Here is a 16,641-nt window from a genome sequence, read left to right on the forward strand (position 1 = left end):
GATCCGCAGTTGCGCACCGACGTGGGGGACTTCCTTGCGGACGATCACGCGCATCCCGGCCGGCCAGGAGGTGAGGTCAAGCATCCCGGTGATGTCCGCGACCCATGCCCCGTCCCGCTCTACTCCGTCACTGTTATACGCCCTCGTCCACGCCGTTCTCGGAACCTGGGGCAGGACGGTTTCGACGGCCCCGTGCAGCGGGAACCCCACCGAGTAGCCCAGGTTCCGGCGTGGGTGGGTGAGCCAGTCCAGGTAGTCGTGGGTGCCGCCGGCGGAATCGGTGCGGATCATCACTCGCCTGCCCGACCGGAACCCTTTCGGCAACTGAGCCAGGGCGTCCTTCGTGACCTGGATGTGGTCGGCTGCGGTGTTCGAGCCCGCGTTCCCCGGCCGGAGCAGGACCGCCAAAGGTTCCCCGGTCCCCTCGGCGCCGTGGTCGAGGAAGGCAGCCAACGGGTGGAACCCGTACCCTTTCTTCCACGTCGGACGGGCGTCCTCCTTGTCCGAGTGCGACGTGAGTAAGGTCGCGTCCAGATCCACGACTAGTGGCGCTTTGACGCTGACCCCGTGCAACGGCGAGTGTTTCCCCGCGGCTGCCCAGACGTGGGCTCGGGCTGCGGCACGGGCTGTGTTGATCACAGTCAGCGCCTTCGCCGGGGCCGTGGTCGACAGGGTTGTGATCAGCCGGCTCACCGTCGGGTCCGAGGCGACACGGCCGTAGACCTCGGGTTGGGCGCGGAGCCGGTCAACGTCGGAGAGGCAGTCGCCGCCGGTCGCCAACGACAAGCCCAGGTCGGTGAGGATCTTGGCCGGATCGTGCACCGCGAACGGCTTACGCCACGGCGCCAACGCCTCCGAGAGTCCGGCGCCGATCCCGGAGACCCGGACCGTGTTCGTGAGGATCAGCCCACCAGCCTGGGACACCACCCCGGCGCCTGCCGGATCGACACGAACGGACGGGTAGAAGTTGGTACTGTGACTCACCAGAAAGGTGCTCCTTGATGTGACATGAAAATGCAGTGTGGTAACTACATTTTCCCACGTCAGGGGCACCTTTCAGCTCTTAACACGCCTCGCTGAACCGCCCTCATGAAAGCCCGAGGTTAGAAGCCGTCGACGGTGGTGACGCGGCGCAGCCGCCAGTTCGTCGAATGTGGGTCGGCGCTCATCTCGAATTCCAGGACCGGGGACGCCGGCCCGGTCTGGGCCTGGAACCGCCAAAACCGGGTGCCAGCACTACCACCAGACTCGGGCAGGGGAGGAGGGGCAGAGGCGAGCCCGGGTTGGTTGCTCGGGCTGGGCCAGGAGGCGGGCGTGCCGATGACCTGCCAGAGGCCGCCCCGCCACCGCAGCGCCAGCGGGAGCCCCGAGGGAAGGAACCGGACGGCAGCAGTCTCATCGAGCACCAGATCGACGCCCTGCCCACCCTTCGTTGCACCCTTGGCCCCACCACCCGTCCTGCCCCCTGCCCTGCCGCCTCCTGCGGGGGTGGGCTGGTGGGTGGTGTTCCTGCGGTGGGTGGTCGTGATCGCCATGGGCTGTTTCTCCTGATCCTGCCTGCCGTCCCTCGGACAGGTTCCTTAAAATAGAACACAAGTTCGATTATTTGGAAAGCCGATCCTGCCCGCCGGGCCCGGTTGCTGACACACGGGGTGTGGGGCATCCAGGTGTGGTTGGGTGGAGCCCGTGAGGGTGGAGCTCAAAGCTGTCCACAGGTGGGTGCGCCGCACTCTCGTCTCGTGTGTCCTCTGGTTACCCTCGACACCATGAACCGCACGAACAGTACGGACCAGACAGGCCAGAAAGGCCGGATCGGTCAATCAGACCAGCTGGGCCAAGTGGGCCGGATAGACGAGCCGGGATTTGGCGGGCGGGGGGACCCGATGGATGAGCTGGCCGGGTTCATCCTCGCGCGTGGATGAGCCGATCGTGTCCGAGGACGATGGCCCAGGGGAGGCGTGTGAGAGCAGGCAGGAGTGGCTGCTCATGTACTCCCGCGGGGTGCCGGCCCCGATGATCGCCGCCTGGTGCCGGGTCGCCGTGAAGCGCGTGATCCGGGCCGTCGACCGGCAGATCGACCGGGACCCGGCATGGTTCGACGTGTGCTGGCTGATCCATGACCAGCCCGCGTGGCCGGCGAACAGGAAGCACCGCCGGCGCACCCGGGAGCAGGCGTGGTGGGAGCACTACGCCCGCCTCACAGCCCATGTGCGCGAGCACGGAAGAATCCCGGCGCAGAACGACAGCCAGGACAGCCGCGTGCTGTATCGGTGGGTGGAGAACCAGCGCAGGAGCCACGACGCCGGCACCCTCACCCCCGACAGGATCCAAGCTTTGAACGCGCTGGGGGAGTGGGAAGGGACCCGGAGAGGCAACGCGGATGCGCTGTGGGAGCGGCGCCTCGACGAGGTTCGGCAATTCAGGGCTGAAATGGGCCGGTTTCCGTTCCACGACCGTGTCCGGCACCCGGACGAGACGGTCCTCGCCGTGTGGCTTGGCCGGCAACGCACCTGGCAGCGGAAGGGCCGGCTTCGACGGGACCGGCAGCGGTGGCTTGATGAGGTCCTGCCCGGCTGGCAGGGAGCCAGACCGTGACGGGCTACGTTCATTTGAATGGCGCTGCCCGGATGGGCCACGCCGACGAGGTGAACCGCAGGCGCGGGACACGGCCCAGGACGCAGCATGAAGGATGTGAACCCAGTGGCCTCACTGATCGTCCTCATCGCCAGGTCACCGCCAGCCATCACGACACTGCCGGAAGCTCGAGCGCTCAGGACGACGAAGAGGCCGGCTGCCCTTCGGCAACCGGCCTCCATCCCTGCTGCGAGCCGCCGCGCCGTGCGGCGGTCACTGCCAGCGTCGAGCAGCGACGGGTACTGCTGTGAACCATGGGGAAGCGGCTAGTGTGCTTTGTTAAAGGCGTCGACGATGGACTGGGAGATCCGGCCCCTGGTGCTGGTGTTGTGTCCGTTTTCCTGCGCCCACTCACGGATCCGCTGCGTTTCCTCACGCTTCGCCTTCCCTGGCAACCCCGATCCGGAGGTGGTGGGGGACTGACGGCCCTGGCCGCGCCGCCTACTGGCTTTGCGGGCCTTGTCCACATACTCACCGAGGGTGGCACGGACATTCTCCGCGTTCTCCGTAGACAGGTCAATCTCGTACTCGGTGCCGTCCACCCCGAAACGCACGGTCTCTTGGGCCACTTCACCATTGAGGTCATCGACCAGTTCAACCTGTACACGCTGCGCCATGTTAGTTTCCTAAATTTCTACTTGGTTTTAAAAAGTGTACCGCTGAATTTTTGAAAAGTTCATAACTTATTAGAAAGGACGGCTTGAACTAACCCATGACTACCTGTTGCTGTCAGGATTCCGCACACTTAGTTTGAGTCGACAGGTACAAGAGAACTGAAAGGCAAACTTCGGATGTAGTCTTCGAGCACTTTCCAATCGGGACCATTATTCTTCCCCTTAGGCAGTCGAACCTTAGTTTCTTTCATTCTGCCGAGGTGCCATTTACGTCCGTAACCGAACCGATACTTTTCTACTCGGATAATTGTACAAACACCTAGGAGGGTGGCTGCGGAGAGCTCCTCCTTTGGTACTAGAACGTGCACGTCGTCGCCCGCACAGAAAGGTTCGGGTTGGTAAAAGGCGTGGCCGACGCTTCCATTGTAGGGAACCGTTATCACATGACCCGGGAATTGTGCTGGGTGATCAATTCGCGCCGTTTCACCGTTGCGGTTTTCCGAGGAACCGATGTACGGAACCGAACCCGGCTTCATGGAAGCTTTGGTTAGACGCTTGCCTTTGAGGAGTGTGAATAGCTCATCTAGTCTCCACGTACCCCATTGATCCACGGGTGGAAGCTGACTCGGTGATCCAGCAGGTGCGCGAGCGGTGCTCAGTGTGGGGGCAATTGTTTGGGTGACAAATTCAGGGACGACGTCCGGAAGGTTGAGGTTCGAAAGCGTCCGGTTAGCTTGCCGCCCGTAGGAAAATCGGTACTTATTAGCAAGGATGCAACGGCACCACCACAGTTTTTCCTGCAGTGTCATCGAGCTGTCTAGAGGTTTTAGAATCGCAACATCTCGACCACACACAAACGGTTCAGGTTGAACAAAGCTTGATAAGACTCCATTGCCGCCCAACGCAACTGATATTTCACCGGCTGGTGCGGGCGCTACGTTCGCCGGAAGTACTACTCGCGCAGTTACTCCGTTATTCGTCATTGCTCTACTCACAAAGTTGACGCCTTCGGGTGCGAACACGTGGGAGAGCCTGTTGAGTTCCAGGCTCTGCCCATACCTAACCTCGAAGAGTTCAGATACCTTCATCGTCAGTTCCCGATTGCGCTTGCGTCATCACATACACGGCATACTCCCGAACTGACTTAGCGTAATCGGCCTCAGTGAGGGTGGAATAATCGGTCTCCATATACGCCTCGGCACACCACTCGTCGTCCACTCCGACTCGCCTTGTAACAGACCGGCCAGAGTGAACCTCGTTGTTTCGGTACTCCTTCTACCCAGCTCTCACGGATGGAGGGCCAGGTGCCGTTGAGATCGACTCGCCCTAGATGCTTTGTCTTCACAAAGCCATCATTCCGCCAGTATCCGAACCAAGTCTTTTGATTCGACTCCTCGTGTGGGCGATGAGCTGTAAACACCATGACGCAGGTGATTACTCCTACCGGCGAGAAAAGTTCTGCCGGCATAGACATGACTGCTTTCAAGGTGTGGAAGCGAAGAAGCTTATTCTTCTCCACACTCTTGGAAGTGGCACATGACATTGGAACAATGGCGATGCCAGTTGCCCCTGGTTCTAACGCATCTAGCAGGTTTTGTACGAACGACAGTTCGTTTAGGCCTTGACCCTTCTGATTGTACGGGGGATTTATAAGCCCCACAGTTGCCTTGTGTTCTTTCACTGCTTTGCTGACTGCGGTGTCGAAGCATGAGCCCTGGTACAGGTTAGCTTTCCCGTCACCACGTAGAATCATATTTGAGGCAGCTAAAGCATACATGCCCGGTTGCTGTTCAACTCCGACAAGTTGGTTCTTGCGAATATTCTCACGTTCGCTTTCAGTCACAGCGGAGGAAAGCATCTGGTTCATTGCGGAGATGAGGAATCCGCCGGTACCAGCACAGGTGTCGAGAACTACACTATTCTTGTTGACGTTTGCTAGGCGAGCGAATAGTTCTGTGACGTGACGAGGTGTGAGGACAATGCCAAGTGACTTACCGTCACCTCCGGTGTATTTTAGGAACTCTCCATAAAACTGCCCAACAATGTCGAAACCTTCATATGTCTTAGTTAGCGGTAGTACGTGAACCGCGAGCATCTGAATTAGTTCGAAGAGAACGCCGCGAGGATGGGTAGGAGTCGATCGACGCAATTCAGGATGAACGCTGATGGTCGAGTAAGGCTGCGTCATATTCGTTTTCTTGGCGTGAGGGATTTCTGCCGCTTCCAGCTCATCGCGAAGCACGCGCCACCACTGCCGTTGTAGTTCTTCCGGCTTGTAGTGCATATATCCCTTGGCAAACGCTTCATTACGTAGTGCGAGCAGTGTTCCTGAAACGAGCAATGGCTTTTCGGCCTCTGTAAGCTTTCCGTAATCGCGCATGAAAACATGCAAATCGCGGGAGAAGCTCATTAGATCGGCAATACGAGCTTTCTCCACAAGGGGGTCGAACTGAGCAGCATCGAGGTAATCTTCCATGGTTACTATCTCGGTGATTGCAGTGCCGGAACGAGCGGTCAAGTCTCGGGCCTCTGCGGCGCCTTTGGCATGGAGGAACGTCGATATGCGCAGCTCCGCAGTAGTCTGACCGCTTACTGCAATCGCGATCACCTGGAAGCTCTTCGACAATGCTTTTGCGTAGTGCAGTACGCCGTCCACAGCGAAGCCGGCAGGTCTATCCCTAAAAGTGCTCTCGTGCGCGTTGACGTCAGCTTTGCATTCGAGTACGAGGATCAAGTCAGGAACCGTATCTGACGAAATAATGAACTCGGGGGCGCCTGTCCCCGACCCTCCAGTCTTGGAAGCACCTCGCAGTAACTTCGATACTTCTACAATCTGGCTCTTCTGCTCCTCTATCCGGACCCCGTTGTCCGGCGCGTAGTAGCCAAGATCTCGTAGGCGGTCGCGAACCAGGTTCTCTGTGATCCGCTCGTTGTTCGTCGCCATCGTCTACCTTCCACATCAACATCTGTGACAGCCATCCTTGGCGCATCTCCCACAGATATCTTGCCCTACCTTGTGCAAGCGAGGCTCCAACTTGCTTGATCACGCTCGGAGTGCCCAGCTTGAAGCAGGCACGCCCGAGTACGACCGTTAGTTTGCGCTTACGGTGTTGGTCACTGATCGTCGGCCACTCCCTCGCATCGACTGGGCCCTGAGAAGATGTCAAGTTCTGAAGCACGCCGCTGGAAACGTTGAAGCGTCGTTCGGGATCGGCCTTAGTCCACCCGTCGTACACGCACAGCCTTACTCATCCCCTCGACGGTCATCTTGTTGTTGGTGATGACAACGGAAGGGCGGTACGCGTAGCGGTACTCGTAGTGGTATTCGTCCTGGCGCCATAACGAGCCATCGGTGAGCTTGACGACTGTGTCGCCAGACCAGCCTGTCCACTCAGCTTCTACGCGGAAATTCATCATCGCCTCCGAGTCGTCGTTCCGAGTGCTCAGAGGCTATCCGGCAACACTGACACTGCTGCAGTCCAAGCAAAGGATCCTTTGACTGGACGATCGGCAGCACGTGGCGGCAGGTCTGGCTCCTTCAGGTGTGAGTCGCAGCGGTGAGTGGCATGGTTTTCGCAGCGCTTTATGTCCGATTGAGAGGTCCCGTGAGCAGGTCGTTGGGTGAGACTTTGCGGTGGAAGCCCTCATCCGCCCTCGAAAATGAGACTTGGCTGGCTCAACCTCCGACTGTCCACCGCGACGCGGTGCAGTGCATCACCGTGGGGTGAGTGTCATCGGGATTCTGGTGGGGGCGCCGAGGAGTGTGGTGGTCAGGGTGGCGGCTATCGCCGCCGAGGTGAGGATGGAGGCCAGGACGAGGAGTTGGAACTGGGCTGCTTCCAGGGGGGATGCGCCGGCGAAGACGGCTCCGACGAAGGCGCCGGGGAGGGTGACGAGTCCGGTCGTCCGCGTCTGGTCGGTAGAGGGGATGAGTGCTGTGGTGGCGGCCGAACGGGCGATGCGGAGGGTAGCGTGGCGGGGTGTTGCGCCGAGGGCGAGCCAGGTTTCGATTTCGTCGCGGTCCGTGACGATGGAGTGCAGCAGGGTCCGTCCGGTGAGGGTGGTGACGGTCATGGTGTTGCCGATGATGATCCCGGCGACAGCGAGGGTGTAGCGGGTGGTGAGGTCGACGGCCATGGTGGTGAACACGATCGTGACGGGAACGGCAGCGGCGATCGTGATGATCCCTCCCAGGGCGGGGGCGAGCCTCCACGAGGTGTCCAGGCGCCGGGTGACGACCCAGGTAGCCGCGAGCACCATGACGGTGAGGAACAGTGCCACCCAGACCGGATTGGCGATGATGCCGGTCAGCAGCACACTGAGAAGAGCGAGCTGTGCGAAGGCCCGTGCGATCGCCCAGGGCTGCAGCCAGGGTTGGTCGACGCCGAGCCGGGCGACGAGGGCGAACGTAACCGCGGTGAGGACGAGGACGGTGATGGTGGTGGTGGCAAGATTCACGGCGTCCTCCAGGGTGAGTGATGTCGGCCGGGTGGATGTCGGCCGGTGGTGTCAGCGCGGCTCAGGTTGCGGTGAGCACCCCGGTGAGTAGGAGTCCTGCGATGAGCATGCCGAGGACGACGCGGTACCAGATGAACACGGTGATCGAGTGCTTCGCGACCAGGCGCAGCAGCCAGGCAATGGAGGCGTAGGCGACGATGAAACTGACAGCGGTGCCGATGAGGGTGGGTATCCAGCCGACGGTGTCGGTGATGGCTGTTGCTTCTGATGCTCCTTCGTAGACGCCGGCCGCGACGAGCGCAGGGATGGCGAGGAAGAACGACAGGCGGGTCGCCGAGACGCGGTCAAGGCCCCTGATCAGTCCTGCGCTGATGGTCGCCCCGGATCGAGAGACGCCGGGGATGAGCGCGAAGCATTGTGCTACCCCGATGAACAGCGCGTCTTTCAGCGTGAGGGTTTGTTCGCCGCGGTCGCGCCGGCCGACGCGTTCGGCGACGGCCATGACGACACTCCAGCCGATCAGTCCGGCCACGACGATCCAGAGATTCCGTAGCGGCCCGGTGATCAGGTCCCGGCCGGCGAACCCGACGATGCCGATGGGAACGGATCCGGCGATGACGTACCAGGCGAACCGGTAGTCGGGGTTGTTGCGGGCTGCCCGATCCCGGAGCCCGCGCCACCACGCGGTAGCGAGGCGGGCGATGTCTGACCGGAAGTAGATAATCACGGCGAGGATGGCGCCGAATTGGATGATCGCGGTGAAGGCAGTGACACCGGGATCGTCGATTTGCAGGCCGAGGAGTTTCTCGACGACGGTGAGATGACCGGTGCTGGATACCGGAAGGAACTCGGTGATGCCTTCGACAATGCCGAGGATGATGGCGTGCAGGAAGTCCATGGAGCCCGTTTCTATCGTGTCGTGGTGGTCCTGATGGTCGTGATGGTCGTGGTGGTGGAGCAGAACGCGGTCAACGGCGACCCTGGTGGCCCTGACTGTCCTCGACGGTTATCGCCGTCCTGCACACCGCTGTCCCGCCGACTCTTGTCTTGTTGAGTGCTGTCGCGGGCGTCACCGGTGGAGCGGATGCTTCCTCACGGGGATGCTTTGGTTGAGGGTGCGAATGCGTCGATTCCCCTTATGGATTCACTTCGAGATGGCTGGTTACGCCGGGGGCTTGGTCCGAGACCGTCGGCCTGTCCAGCGGTGATTGCTGACTTCCGCCGATGGTTGGGACTGAAGTGGGCTGCAGGGGCAGGATTACTTGGAAGCGTGTGTGACCGTCGGCGTTCTGGGTGGCGTGGATGGTACCCGCGTGGGCGCGGATGATGTCTTTGCTGATCGCCAGGCCCAGCCCGCTGCCGCCGCTTTCGCGGGTGCGACTCTCGTCGAGGCGGACGAACCGCTCGAAGACGCGTTCGCGCTGGGTTGCGGGGATCCTGTCGCCGTCGTTGTCGATGGTCAGAATTGCTGGTCCTTGGCCGCAGCTCAGGGTGATGGTGATGGTGGAAGCAGCGTGCCGGTCGGCGTTATTCAGGAGATTCCGGATGACCTGGGCGATGCGGTGGGGGTCTGCGGTGATGCGGGCCGGTTCGATGAATGCGTGAACGGTGTGCTGCGACTCGGTCTTGAGCCGGTTCAGCTCGTCGAGGAGAAGATCGTCGAGGTCGACGTCCTGCATGTCGAACCTGAGTCCGGCGTCATCGATCTTCGCCAGCGTCAGCAGGTCTTCCACGAGGTAGCCCATCCTGAGGGCCTGGGTCTGCAGCATCGTGGACGTCTCGTGCCAGGTCATGGCGGAAGGGTCGGCGGCGGCTATTTCGAGTCCTGTTGTCAGGGTGGCCAGGGGGCTCCGCAGTTCGTGGCTGGCATCGGTGACGAACCGTCGCTGGGCCGCATCGGCGCTTTGCAGGCGGGCCAGCATGTCGTTCATGGTGGTGGCTAGTCGTTCGATCTCGTCCCGGGTGGAAGGTACTTCGACGCGTTCGTCGAGGTGCTGGTAGGAGATACCGGCGACCGTTGAGCGGATCCGCTCGACCGGCCGCAGCGCCCGTCCGACGAGGAACCAGATGAGTGTCCCGGCCAGGGCGAGCAGGACCGGAACCCCGGCGAGGAGGAACCAGCCGACCGTGCTGACGGCGTCGCGTTCGATGATGGTCGGTACACCGACCGCGACTACTGCGGCGCCGTCCGGGGTGGAGACTCCTTGGGCAGCGACGATGTAGTCGTCGAAATCGACCAGGCCGATCAGGCCAGGGGTCTGGGAGAGATAGGACTGTCCGGGGGCGAGGGGTTGCCCGGCATACAGCGCATCCTCCACCGACGCGTCCGTGGTGGCGATGACGGTGCCGTCCGGGCCGATGACCTGCGCCACCTGCGTCCCGGAGCCTCCGCTAGTGCTGGCGCCTCCACCGGCCAGATCGCCGGCTAAGTCGCCGGCGAGATCTTCGGAGTCGTTCTCCTGGATCTGTTCGACGATGGTGTCGCGGCGTTGCACGGCGAGGTCCTGAGCGTTGTCCAGGAGCGATGACCGTAGCACTGACAGGAGGACGACGCCGGCGATGCCCAGGATGACGGCCATCGTAACGACCGCGGCCAGGACGGCCTGTCGGCGTACACCCCACCCGGCCAACCACCGTCCACCCCATTGCGGGGTGTCCCGTTTGGTGGGTGAGGTTGGTGCGGTGGGTGAGGTTGGTGCGGTGGGTGAGGTTGGTGCGATGGGTGCCGGCTCTCCGCGTGGGCTGGGGTCAGCGTTCATCGGAGATCAGGCAGTAGCCCATGCCTCGGACGGTGGTCAGGATGCTCGTGCCGAACGGCGCATCGAGTTTCTTGCGCAGGTACCCGATGTACACCTCGACGACGTTGTCGCTTCCTTCGAAGGCTGCGTCCCAGACGTTGTCGAGGATCTCCGCCTTGGATACGACCTGGTCGTGGTGACGCATCAGGTAGTGCACGATGGCGTACTCCTTCGGTGTCAGCGCGATGGGAGCCCCTCCCCGTGTCACTTTGCGCCGCACGGGGTCGAGGAGAAGGGATCCGACGCTCAACGCGACGGGGCGCTCCGGAGCGCCGCGGCGGATCAGCGCCCGCAGGCGCGCGACCAGGACGATGAAGCTGAACGGTTTGGTCAGGTAGTCGTCCGCGCCGAGATCGAAGGCGTCCGTCTGGTCGTACTCGCCGTCCTTCGCGGTGAGCATCAGCACGGGCGTCCAGTTTTTCGCTGCCCGGATCTCCTTGAGGATCTGGTAGCCGTGCTTACCGGGGAGCATGATGTCGAGCACGGCGACGTCGTAGGGGTTCTCGACGGCCATCCACGCCCCGGTGATGCCGTCGTGGGCGACGTCGACCACGAAGCCTTCGTTTGTGAGCCCGCGGCGGATCGATTCGGCCAGGTCCTTCTCGTCCTCGACCAGCAGCACGCGCATTAGGCTTCCCTCTTTTCATTTTCTTCGGTGTCATCGTAGCGATGCTGGTCCGGGCCACGCTGAGCGAGGCGGGACGGGTCGGTGGCATCGGGTCCTACCTTTATTGTGTTTGTGTCCATTAGCGCCGTTGTTCGTCAGGGGTTAGTTGGAGGGAGGTGATAGCACCGCTGAGCAGGACCGCGACTGCGACGGAGAGGGCGAACGAAGCCACGACGTCGGAGAGGTAGTGCACTCCGAGGTAGATCCGGGATGCGCCGACGATGACGGCGAAGATCGTGGCGCCGATGATGACGGGCACCTTCCATCGGGTTCGCAGCATGACAAGTGATACCGCGATGCCCAGAGAGACGGCGAAAGCAGTGTGACCTGAGGGATAGGATGTCGCGCCCCGGACATCGGGGAGCAACGGGTCGGTCAGCACATTCTGGTCTGGGCGATTTCTGCCGACCATCACTTTCATGATGGCGGTCGCAGCCCATCCGCCCGTGGTCATGATCAGGACCATCAGTCCGTCCGGTACGGATCGTTTGAGCGCCATGACAGCGACCGCCACGAGAACGAGCACGACGACGGCAGAGAGGCCGCCCAGACCCGTATGGATCATCAGTGCGATGACGTTTCCCATGTCGGTGTGGTGGGTGCCGACGTCCTGCAGCAGATGCAGGTCGGAGGCCGCGAGGAAAATGTTGGTCTTCAGGACCAGGCCGGCGCCGTATACCAGTGCGCAGATCAGCAGCGGGCCGAGGCCCCAGTGCCGGAGCAGGAAGGAACCGGCAAGGACACGCCGCCCGGTGCCCTGCCGATGGTGCCCGGAGGAAGCGCGGGACCCTCGCGAACTGGTGTGTCGCGGGGACGTCGTCATCGCGAGTCGTTCAGGTGATCCGTAGACGACGGCAGCGTCTCGGATCCCTCGACCGTCGTCCTAGATGTTTCAATGAGTTCGGGCGTCCCGGGTTCTCCAGCCGGCTCGTCCTGCGCGTGAGCCTGTCCCCTCTGGTGTGGCTGGGGTGTTACTGGGGTGCCGGCCCGGTTGCGGCTTACGTGTCGTGTGATCTCGATGATGGTGGGGATCACGGAGACGACGACGATGACCAACGCGAGGAGGTCGACGTGATCGGCGATGAACGGCACGCCCCCGAGCACCGAGCCGGCAAGTGTCAGCCCTGCACCCCACAGGACCCCGCCCAGGACGTTCCACATCAGGAACGACCGGTACCGGTAGTGGGTGGCGCCGGCCGCCAGCGGAACGAACGTCCTGGCGAAGGGCACGAACCGCGCCAGCACGAGGGAGCGGCCACCGTAGCGGGTGAAGAAGTCCTCGGCCCCGGTGAGGTACCGGGTGTTCAGGATGCGGGCGTGGTCCTTGAACAGTCTCCGGCCGAAGCGCCGCCCCAGCCAGTACCCGATCTGGTCCCCCGTGATGGCCGCCGCCACGACGACCGCGATCAGGAGTGCCAGTGGCAGGTCCAACCGGGCATGCAACAAGCCCGCCGTGAAGATCAGCGAATCCCCCGGCAGGAAGGGAAACAGCACGCCGGATTCGACGAACACAATCACGGCAACCACCAGCAGGACCCACCCTCCGGCATTTTGCAGGAGCGCGGACGGATCGGTCACATCGCCCAGCGACAAACCAGCGGGCAGCGCTTCGGTCATCGCGCCGGTCATCAGTGTGATCATCTGCTGTTCCTTTTCACTTCCAGATGGGACGGCAGCGTGCCGTTCCAGAGATACGTCAGTCCTTAACGGTCCGTGCCGCCGCGACCGCCGCTGGTCGACGCCCTGCGGGTCTTCGTCCTTTTGCCACTGCGTGCTCTTGCCGGTTTGGCGTTGGTGGGGTTCGCGTCGTCTGATCGCCTGATAACGGTCCCATGGGTGAACTGAGAGGTTCCTGAGTGTTTGGCCGGGCCGGGTCGGTTCGGTTCGGTTGGGCGCAACGTGCATTGGCCGCCCTGCGCCGATGGTTCAGGTCTGTTGGGGTCTGTGCGGCGGGCAGTGGTTGGACAGGCAAGGGTTAACTGCGGCCGGCCGCGCACCGCTGTGGAGAGCGGGTACACGGCCGGGTTCTACAACCCCGAAAGGGAACGTGTCAGGCGCGGCGGCTACTTGCCGTTGGCGGCGTCCTGAGCGGCTTCTTCGGCGTCGTTCATTTCGCCGTCGGCACCGTTGTCGTCCTGGGACCCGGCCTCCTCAGCCTGGTCAGCTTCGTCAGTTCCCTGTCCGTCGGCGCCTTCGCCATCACCGGCTTCGGAGGCCAGTACGGTGCCGTTGCCGGCGTCGACCGTCACTTCAGTCACCGTGCCCGCGCTGTCCTTGACATCGACGTCGTAGACAAGGAACCCGTCCTCGTCGTTGAGGTCGGTCTTGATGACGGTACTGCCGGGGACCGACGCGGTCGCAGCCGCCTCGGCCGCGGTTGCATCGACGGTGGCCAGTTTTGCGAGCTGAGCGGATTCTTCGGCGTCGGGCACCTCGGTGGTCGATTCAGGGACCGAGATCGATCCCTTCACCGCAGTTTCATTCTGGTCGTCCTGCTCATCCTGTGTGGTGCCGGACGAGGGCGTGTTGGAGCTGTTGGCGTTGGCAACAGCGATACCGCCGAGAGCGGTTCCGCTGACCAGGACCAGACCCGCAAGGGAACCGACGATGGCTTTCTTCTTACTGACGGTGTTCATGGACTGACTGCCTTTCAATCAACGGACGAGCCCCCAGCGATGCTGCCGGCCTGCTGGTCTGCTGGTGGATTCCTCGGGTCAGGCCCCGTGGTGCGGTGCCTGTCACCACTATTGCCCATGCCAACTAAGAGGACGCTGAGAGAACCTGAAGGGACCCGTCAGCATCCAATGACCGCTGAGGTATCTCTCGTGCAGTGATCACTGCAGGTCCCCGGAACACTTCATCCGCACGGGGCACTACCCGTGACTGCAGCCTCCTGCCGGTCCGCCTCGTGCCGCCCAAGCTGCCCCATGCCGGCCCGGTGTCGTCCCGCTGACGTTGCCGGGTTGGTGACACAACTCGCTGCCCACCACCTTGAGCCCCAAGACCTCGCCCCTACGCGCTGACCCCAACCCACCCCGGACAGCCTTCGCTTTCCCCGGGCTTTCTGTCGACCGCACCGTATTCCGCTCCGCCGTCCTAGCGCTTGCGTTGGGGCGCTCTTTGCTTCCTCAGCATCTGTTCAACATCCATGGCCGACACTAAAAGCAGCATCTGGTCGCCTCGGTCCGGTGCTCGTCATCAAGGACATAGTTGGCAAGGTAATCGCCGGCGGACAACGGACGAGGACAACTAGGAGATCACCCATGAATCAGCCCCCCATCAGTCCGGCAGTTCCGCCGTCGGCGCGACGCATGCTCAGCAAGGTCCCCGAAATCACGCTCTGGTTCTGGATCATCAAGATCCTCTGCACCACGGTCGGTGAGAGCTTCGCCGACTACATCAACATGGCCCTCGGCGTCGGCCTCGTCGCAACGGCGGTCATCTTCACCGTCGTCAGCGCCGTCGTGCTCGCCGTCCAGATGAAGCTCACCCGGTACCGTCCCGGTGCCTACTGGCTGACCGTCGTCATCATGAGCATCACCGGGACCCTGTACACCGACATCCTCACCGATCAGGCCGGGGTACCCCTCGGGCTCAGCGCCACGGTGTTCTCCGCCGTCCTGGCCATCGTCTTCGCGATCTGGTTCGTGAAGGAGCGCACGCTGTCGATCCACAGCATCGTCAGCGTTCCCCGTGAGGCGTTCTACTGGCTCGCCGTACTCGTCACCTTCGCCCTGGGGACCGCACTGGGCGACTGGACCCTCGAACTCACCGGCTGGGGGCCCGGGCTCTCCATCCTGCTGCCCCTGGCTCTCATCGGGGTCGTCACCGCGCTGTGGCGCTTCGGGGCCAACCCGGTCCTCACGTTCTGGGTCGCCTACATCCTCACGCGTCCCCTGGGTGCCAACATCGGTGACTGGCTGGGCCTCACACCCGCGGAGGGAGGCATCGGGCTGGGCACCTTCGCCACCAGCGTCCTGTTCCTCGCCGCGATCCTCGCCACGGTCGTCTATCTCACCCTGAGCAAGGCGGACGTCGTCGAACGGCCCCGCACCGGGACCGCGCAGACCGCGACCCCCGCACGCGAGCGGGCCGCCCTGGGGTTACTGGGTGCCGTCGCTGTCGCCACCGTCGGGCTGCTCGCCTACACCAACAGCATCCCGCACGCCAGTGCGCTGGCCGACGAAGGCTCGGCGCCGACCTGCACGGCCGGTTCGACGCCGCTGACCCAGGACGAAGCCCGGGCCGCCGCACGGACGTCGTTCCCGGCGACGGACCTCGCCGAGTTCCGTGCCATCACCACCGACACGCTCGACCTCGTCACCTCGGGTGACCAGGCGGGCGCGGCCGGCCGGGCCACCGACCTCGAAACCGCGTGGGACAACAGCCAGGACGCCCTGTTCGCCGCCGACTGCCAGGCCTGGACCTTCATCGACGGCCAGATCGACCCCGTCCTGTCATCCGTCCGCGCCGGCACCCCCGACCCGGCCGCGGAGCAGGAAGCCCTCCAGACGCTCCTCACCACCCTCGGCGACGCCGGACCGTGAACGACCGTCCACGAGACACTCACGGTAAGGCACGCCGGAAACGGCGTGTCGTGTTTCATGGGTCGTGTCCGAGACCTACGTGCTGCCAGGCACGTTCGCAGTACAGTTGGGTCATGGCAGCTGTTGGGTATGCACGGGTCTCGACGCGTGAGCAGAATCTTTATGGTCAGACCGATGCGCTCGAGGTGGCCGGGTGCGAGAAGGTCTTCATCGAACACGCCTCAGGGGTTCTGGCGAAGCGGCCAGCCCTGGATGATGCGTTGGAGTATCTGCGTGCGGGGGACACCCTGGTCGTGACGAAGCTGGACCGGTTGGGTCGGTCGGTGCGGAATCTGAAGGAAGTCGCCGACGGGCTCCAGCGGCGGGGTGTCGGGCTGCGGGCTTTGTCGCAGGGCATTGATACGACGACGCCGGGCGGGCGGTTGTTCTTCCACATGCTGGCGGCGATCGCGGAGTTCGAACATGACCTGATCGTGGAGCGGACGAAGGATGGTTTGGCCGCGGCGAGGGCCCGCGGCCGGACGGGTGGGGGCCGGGTCAAAATGACGCCCAACAGGGCCCGCCAGGCGCGGGCGATGTATGACGAGAAGACGTACACGGTGCAGCAGATCGCCGAGACCTTCGGGGTCTCGCGGGGCACGATCTACCGGCACCTCAGGGAGGACGCCAGGGCGTGAAACTGCAAGCGACGCGACAAACGATCGTTCGAGTTGGAGTGAGCCGACCGACGCGTGAGGGTTGTCCGCGGCGCGCGGGCCGGTTGAGACCGCCTGAGGTGTTCACGGCAAGCGGAGACCAACTTGAGGTCCGTTGTGGCGTCCCGTATAGGGGCCCTTCGCATTTAGGCGTGGTTGGTTCGTTTCGCGCGGTAGGGGCGGTGGCCGCCGGCAGCGAGTAGGCAGCGGAGTCTGTAGTTGGTGAAG

15 protein-coding genes are annotated in these 16,641 nt (G+C 63.0%); 3 read left to right on the plus strand and 12 right to left on the minus strand.

Going from position 1 to position 16,641, the window contains the following annotated elements:
• Together IWX63_RS15350 and IWX63_RS15355 are read right to left on the minus strand one after the other, a co-directional pair.
• Positions 1-984: IS1380 family transposase (locus IWX63_RS15350; RefSeq protein ID WP_199279027.1), on the minus strand; the 984-nt coding region annotated here is incomplete at its 3' end.
• Positions 985-1,103: 119 nt separating this feature from the next.
• Positions 1,104-1,535 (minus strand): hypothetical protein, encoded by a 432-nt coding sequence (locus tag IWX63_RS15355; protein WP_199279028.1) that lies wholly within the window; start codon positions 1,533-1,535, stop codon positions 1,104-1,106.
• A gap of 394 nt (positions 1,536-1,929) precedes the next feature.
• On the opposite strand from IWX63_RS15355, the gene IWX63_RS15360 reads away from it, so the two are divergent.
• The gene (locus tag IWX63_RS15360) at positions 1,930-2,595 is read left to right on the plus strand and encodes a helicase associated domain-containing protein (protein WP_199279029.1); all 666 of its coding nucleotides are present in this window, start codon (positions 1,930-1,932) and stop codon (positions 2,593-2,595) included.
• A 305-nt stretch (positions 2,596-2,900) separates the two neighbouring features.
• Here the strand turns inward: IWX63_RS15360 and IWX63_RS15365 are convergent, their stop codons facing one another.
• From IWX63_RS15365 to IWX63_RS15410, 10 genes are all read right to left on the minus strand, one after another.
• Complete coding sequence (locus tag IWX63_RS15365; protein ID WP_199279030.1) at positions 2,901-3,251, minus strand: histone-like nucleoid-structuring protein Lsr2; 351 nt, start codon at positions 3,249-3,251, stop codon at positions 2,901-2,903.
• 128 nt (positions 3,252-3,379) lie between these two features.
• The gene (locus IWX63_RS16965; RefSeq protein WP_199279031.1) at positions 3,380-4,336 is read right to left on the minus strand and encodes a restriction endonuclease subunit S; all 957 of its coding nucleotides are present in this window, start codon (positions 4,334-4,336) and stop codon (positions 3,380-3,382) included.
• Between the two features lie 71 nt (positions 4,337-4,407).
• Positions 4,408-6,192, minus strand: a complete 1,785-nt coding sequence (locus tag IWX63_RS15375; protein WP_199279032.1) for an HsdM family class I SAM-dependent methyltransferase — start codon at positions 6,190-6,192, stop codon at positions 4,408-4,410.
• Between the two features lie 770 nt (positions 6,193-6,962).
• Positions 6,963-7,706, minus strand: a complete 744-nt coding sequence (locus IWX63_RS15380) for an ABC transporter permease (protein WP_334685920.1) — start codon at positions 7,704-7,706, stop codon at positions 6,963-6,965.
• Positions 7,707-7,767: 61 nt separating this feature from the next.
• Positions 7,768-8,604, minus strand: a complete 837-nt coding sequence (locus tag IWX63_RS15385) for an undecaprenyl-diphosphate phosphatase (RefSeq protein ID WP_199279033.1) — start codon at positions 8,602-8,604, stop codon at positions 7,768-7,770.
• A gap of 238 nt (positions 8,605-8,842) precedes the next feature.
• Complete coding sequence (locus tag IWX63_RS15390) at positions 8,843-10,285, minus strand: sensor histidine kinase (RefSeq protein ID WP_199279034.1); 1,443 nt, start codon at positions 10,283-10,285, stop codon at positions 8,843-8,845.
• Between the two features lie 169 nt (positions 10,286-10,454).
• The gene (locus IWX63_RS15395) at positions 10,455-11,132 is read right to left on the minus strand and encodes a response regulator transcription factor (protein ID WP_199279035.1); all 678 of its coding nucleotides are present in this window, start codon (positions 11,130-11,132) and stop codon (positions 10,455-10,457) included.
• A 118-nt stretch (positions 11,133-11,250) separates the two neighbouring features.
• Positions 11,251-11,994 (minus strand): phosphatase PAP2 family protein, encoded by a 744-nt coding sequence (locus tag IWX63_RS15400; RefSeq protein WP_199279036.1) that lies wholly within the window; start codon positions 11,992-11,994, stop codon positions 11,251-11,253.
• Positions 11,991-12,812, minus strand: coding sequence for a DedA family protein (locus IWX63_RS15405; RefSeq protein WP_334685921.1), 822 nt, complete (start codon positions 12,810-12,812; stop codon positions 11,991-11,993). Before IWX63_RS15405 ends, IWX63_RS15400 begins: the two co-directional genes overlap by 4 nt.
• A 422-nt stretch (positions 12,813-13,234) precedes the next feature.
• The gene (locus IWX63_RS15410) at positions 13,235-13,807 is read right to left on the minus strand and encodes a PepSY domain-containing protein (RefSeq protein ID WP_199279037.1); all 573 of its coding nucleotides are present in this window, start codon (positions 13,805-13,807) and stop codon (positions 13,235-13,237) included.
• Positions 13,808-14,434: 627 nt separating this feature from the next.
• Here IWX63_RS15410 and IWX63_RS15415 point away from each other — a divergent pair.
• The gene (locus IWX63_RS15415) at positions 14,435-15,718 is read left to right on the plus strand and encodes a COG4705 family protein (protein WP_334685922.1); all 1,284 of its coding nucleotides are present in this window, start codon (positions 14,435-14,437) and stop codon (positions 15,716-15,718) included.
• 113 nt (positions 15,719-15,831) lie between these two features.
• Positions 15,832-16,395: a recombinase family protein gene (locus IWX63_RS15420; RefSeq protein ID WP_199279038.1), complete on the plus strand. Its 564-nt coding sequence runs from the start codon at positions 15,832-15,834 to the stop codon at positions 16,393-16,395.
• Positions 16,396-16,641 lie beyond the last annotated feature (246 nt).

It is taken from the genome of Arthrobacter sp. CAN_A2, from assembly GCF_015752045.1.
Classification (GTDB): Bacteria; Actinomycetota; Actinomycetes; order Actinomycetales; family Micrococcaceae; genus Arthrobacter_D.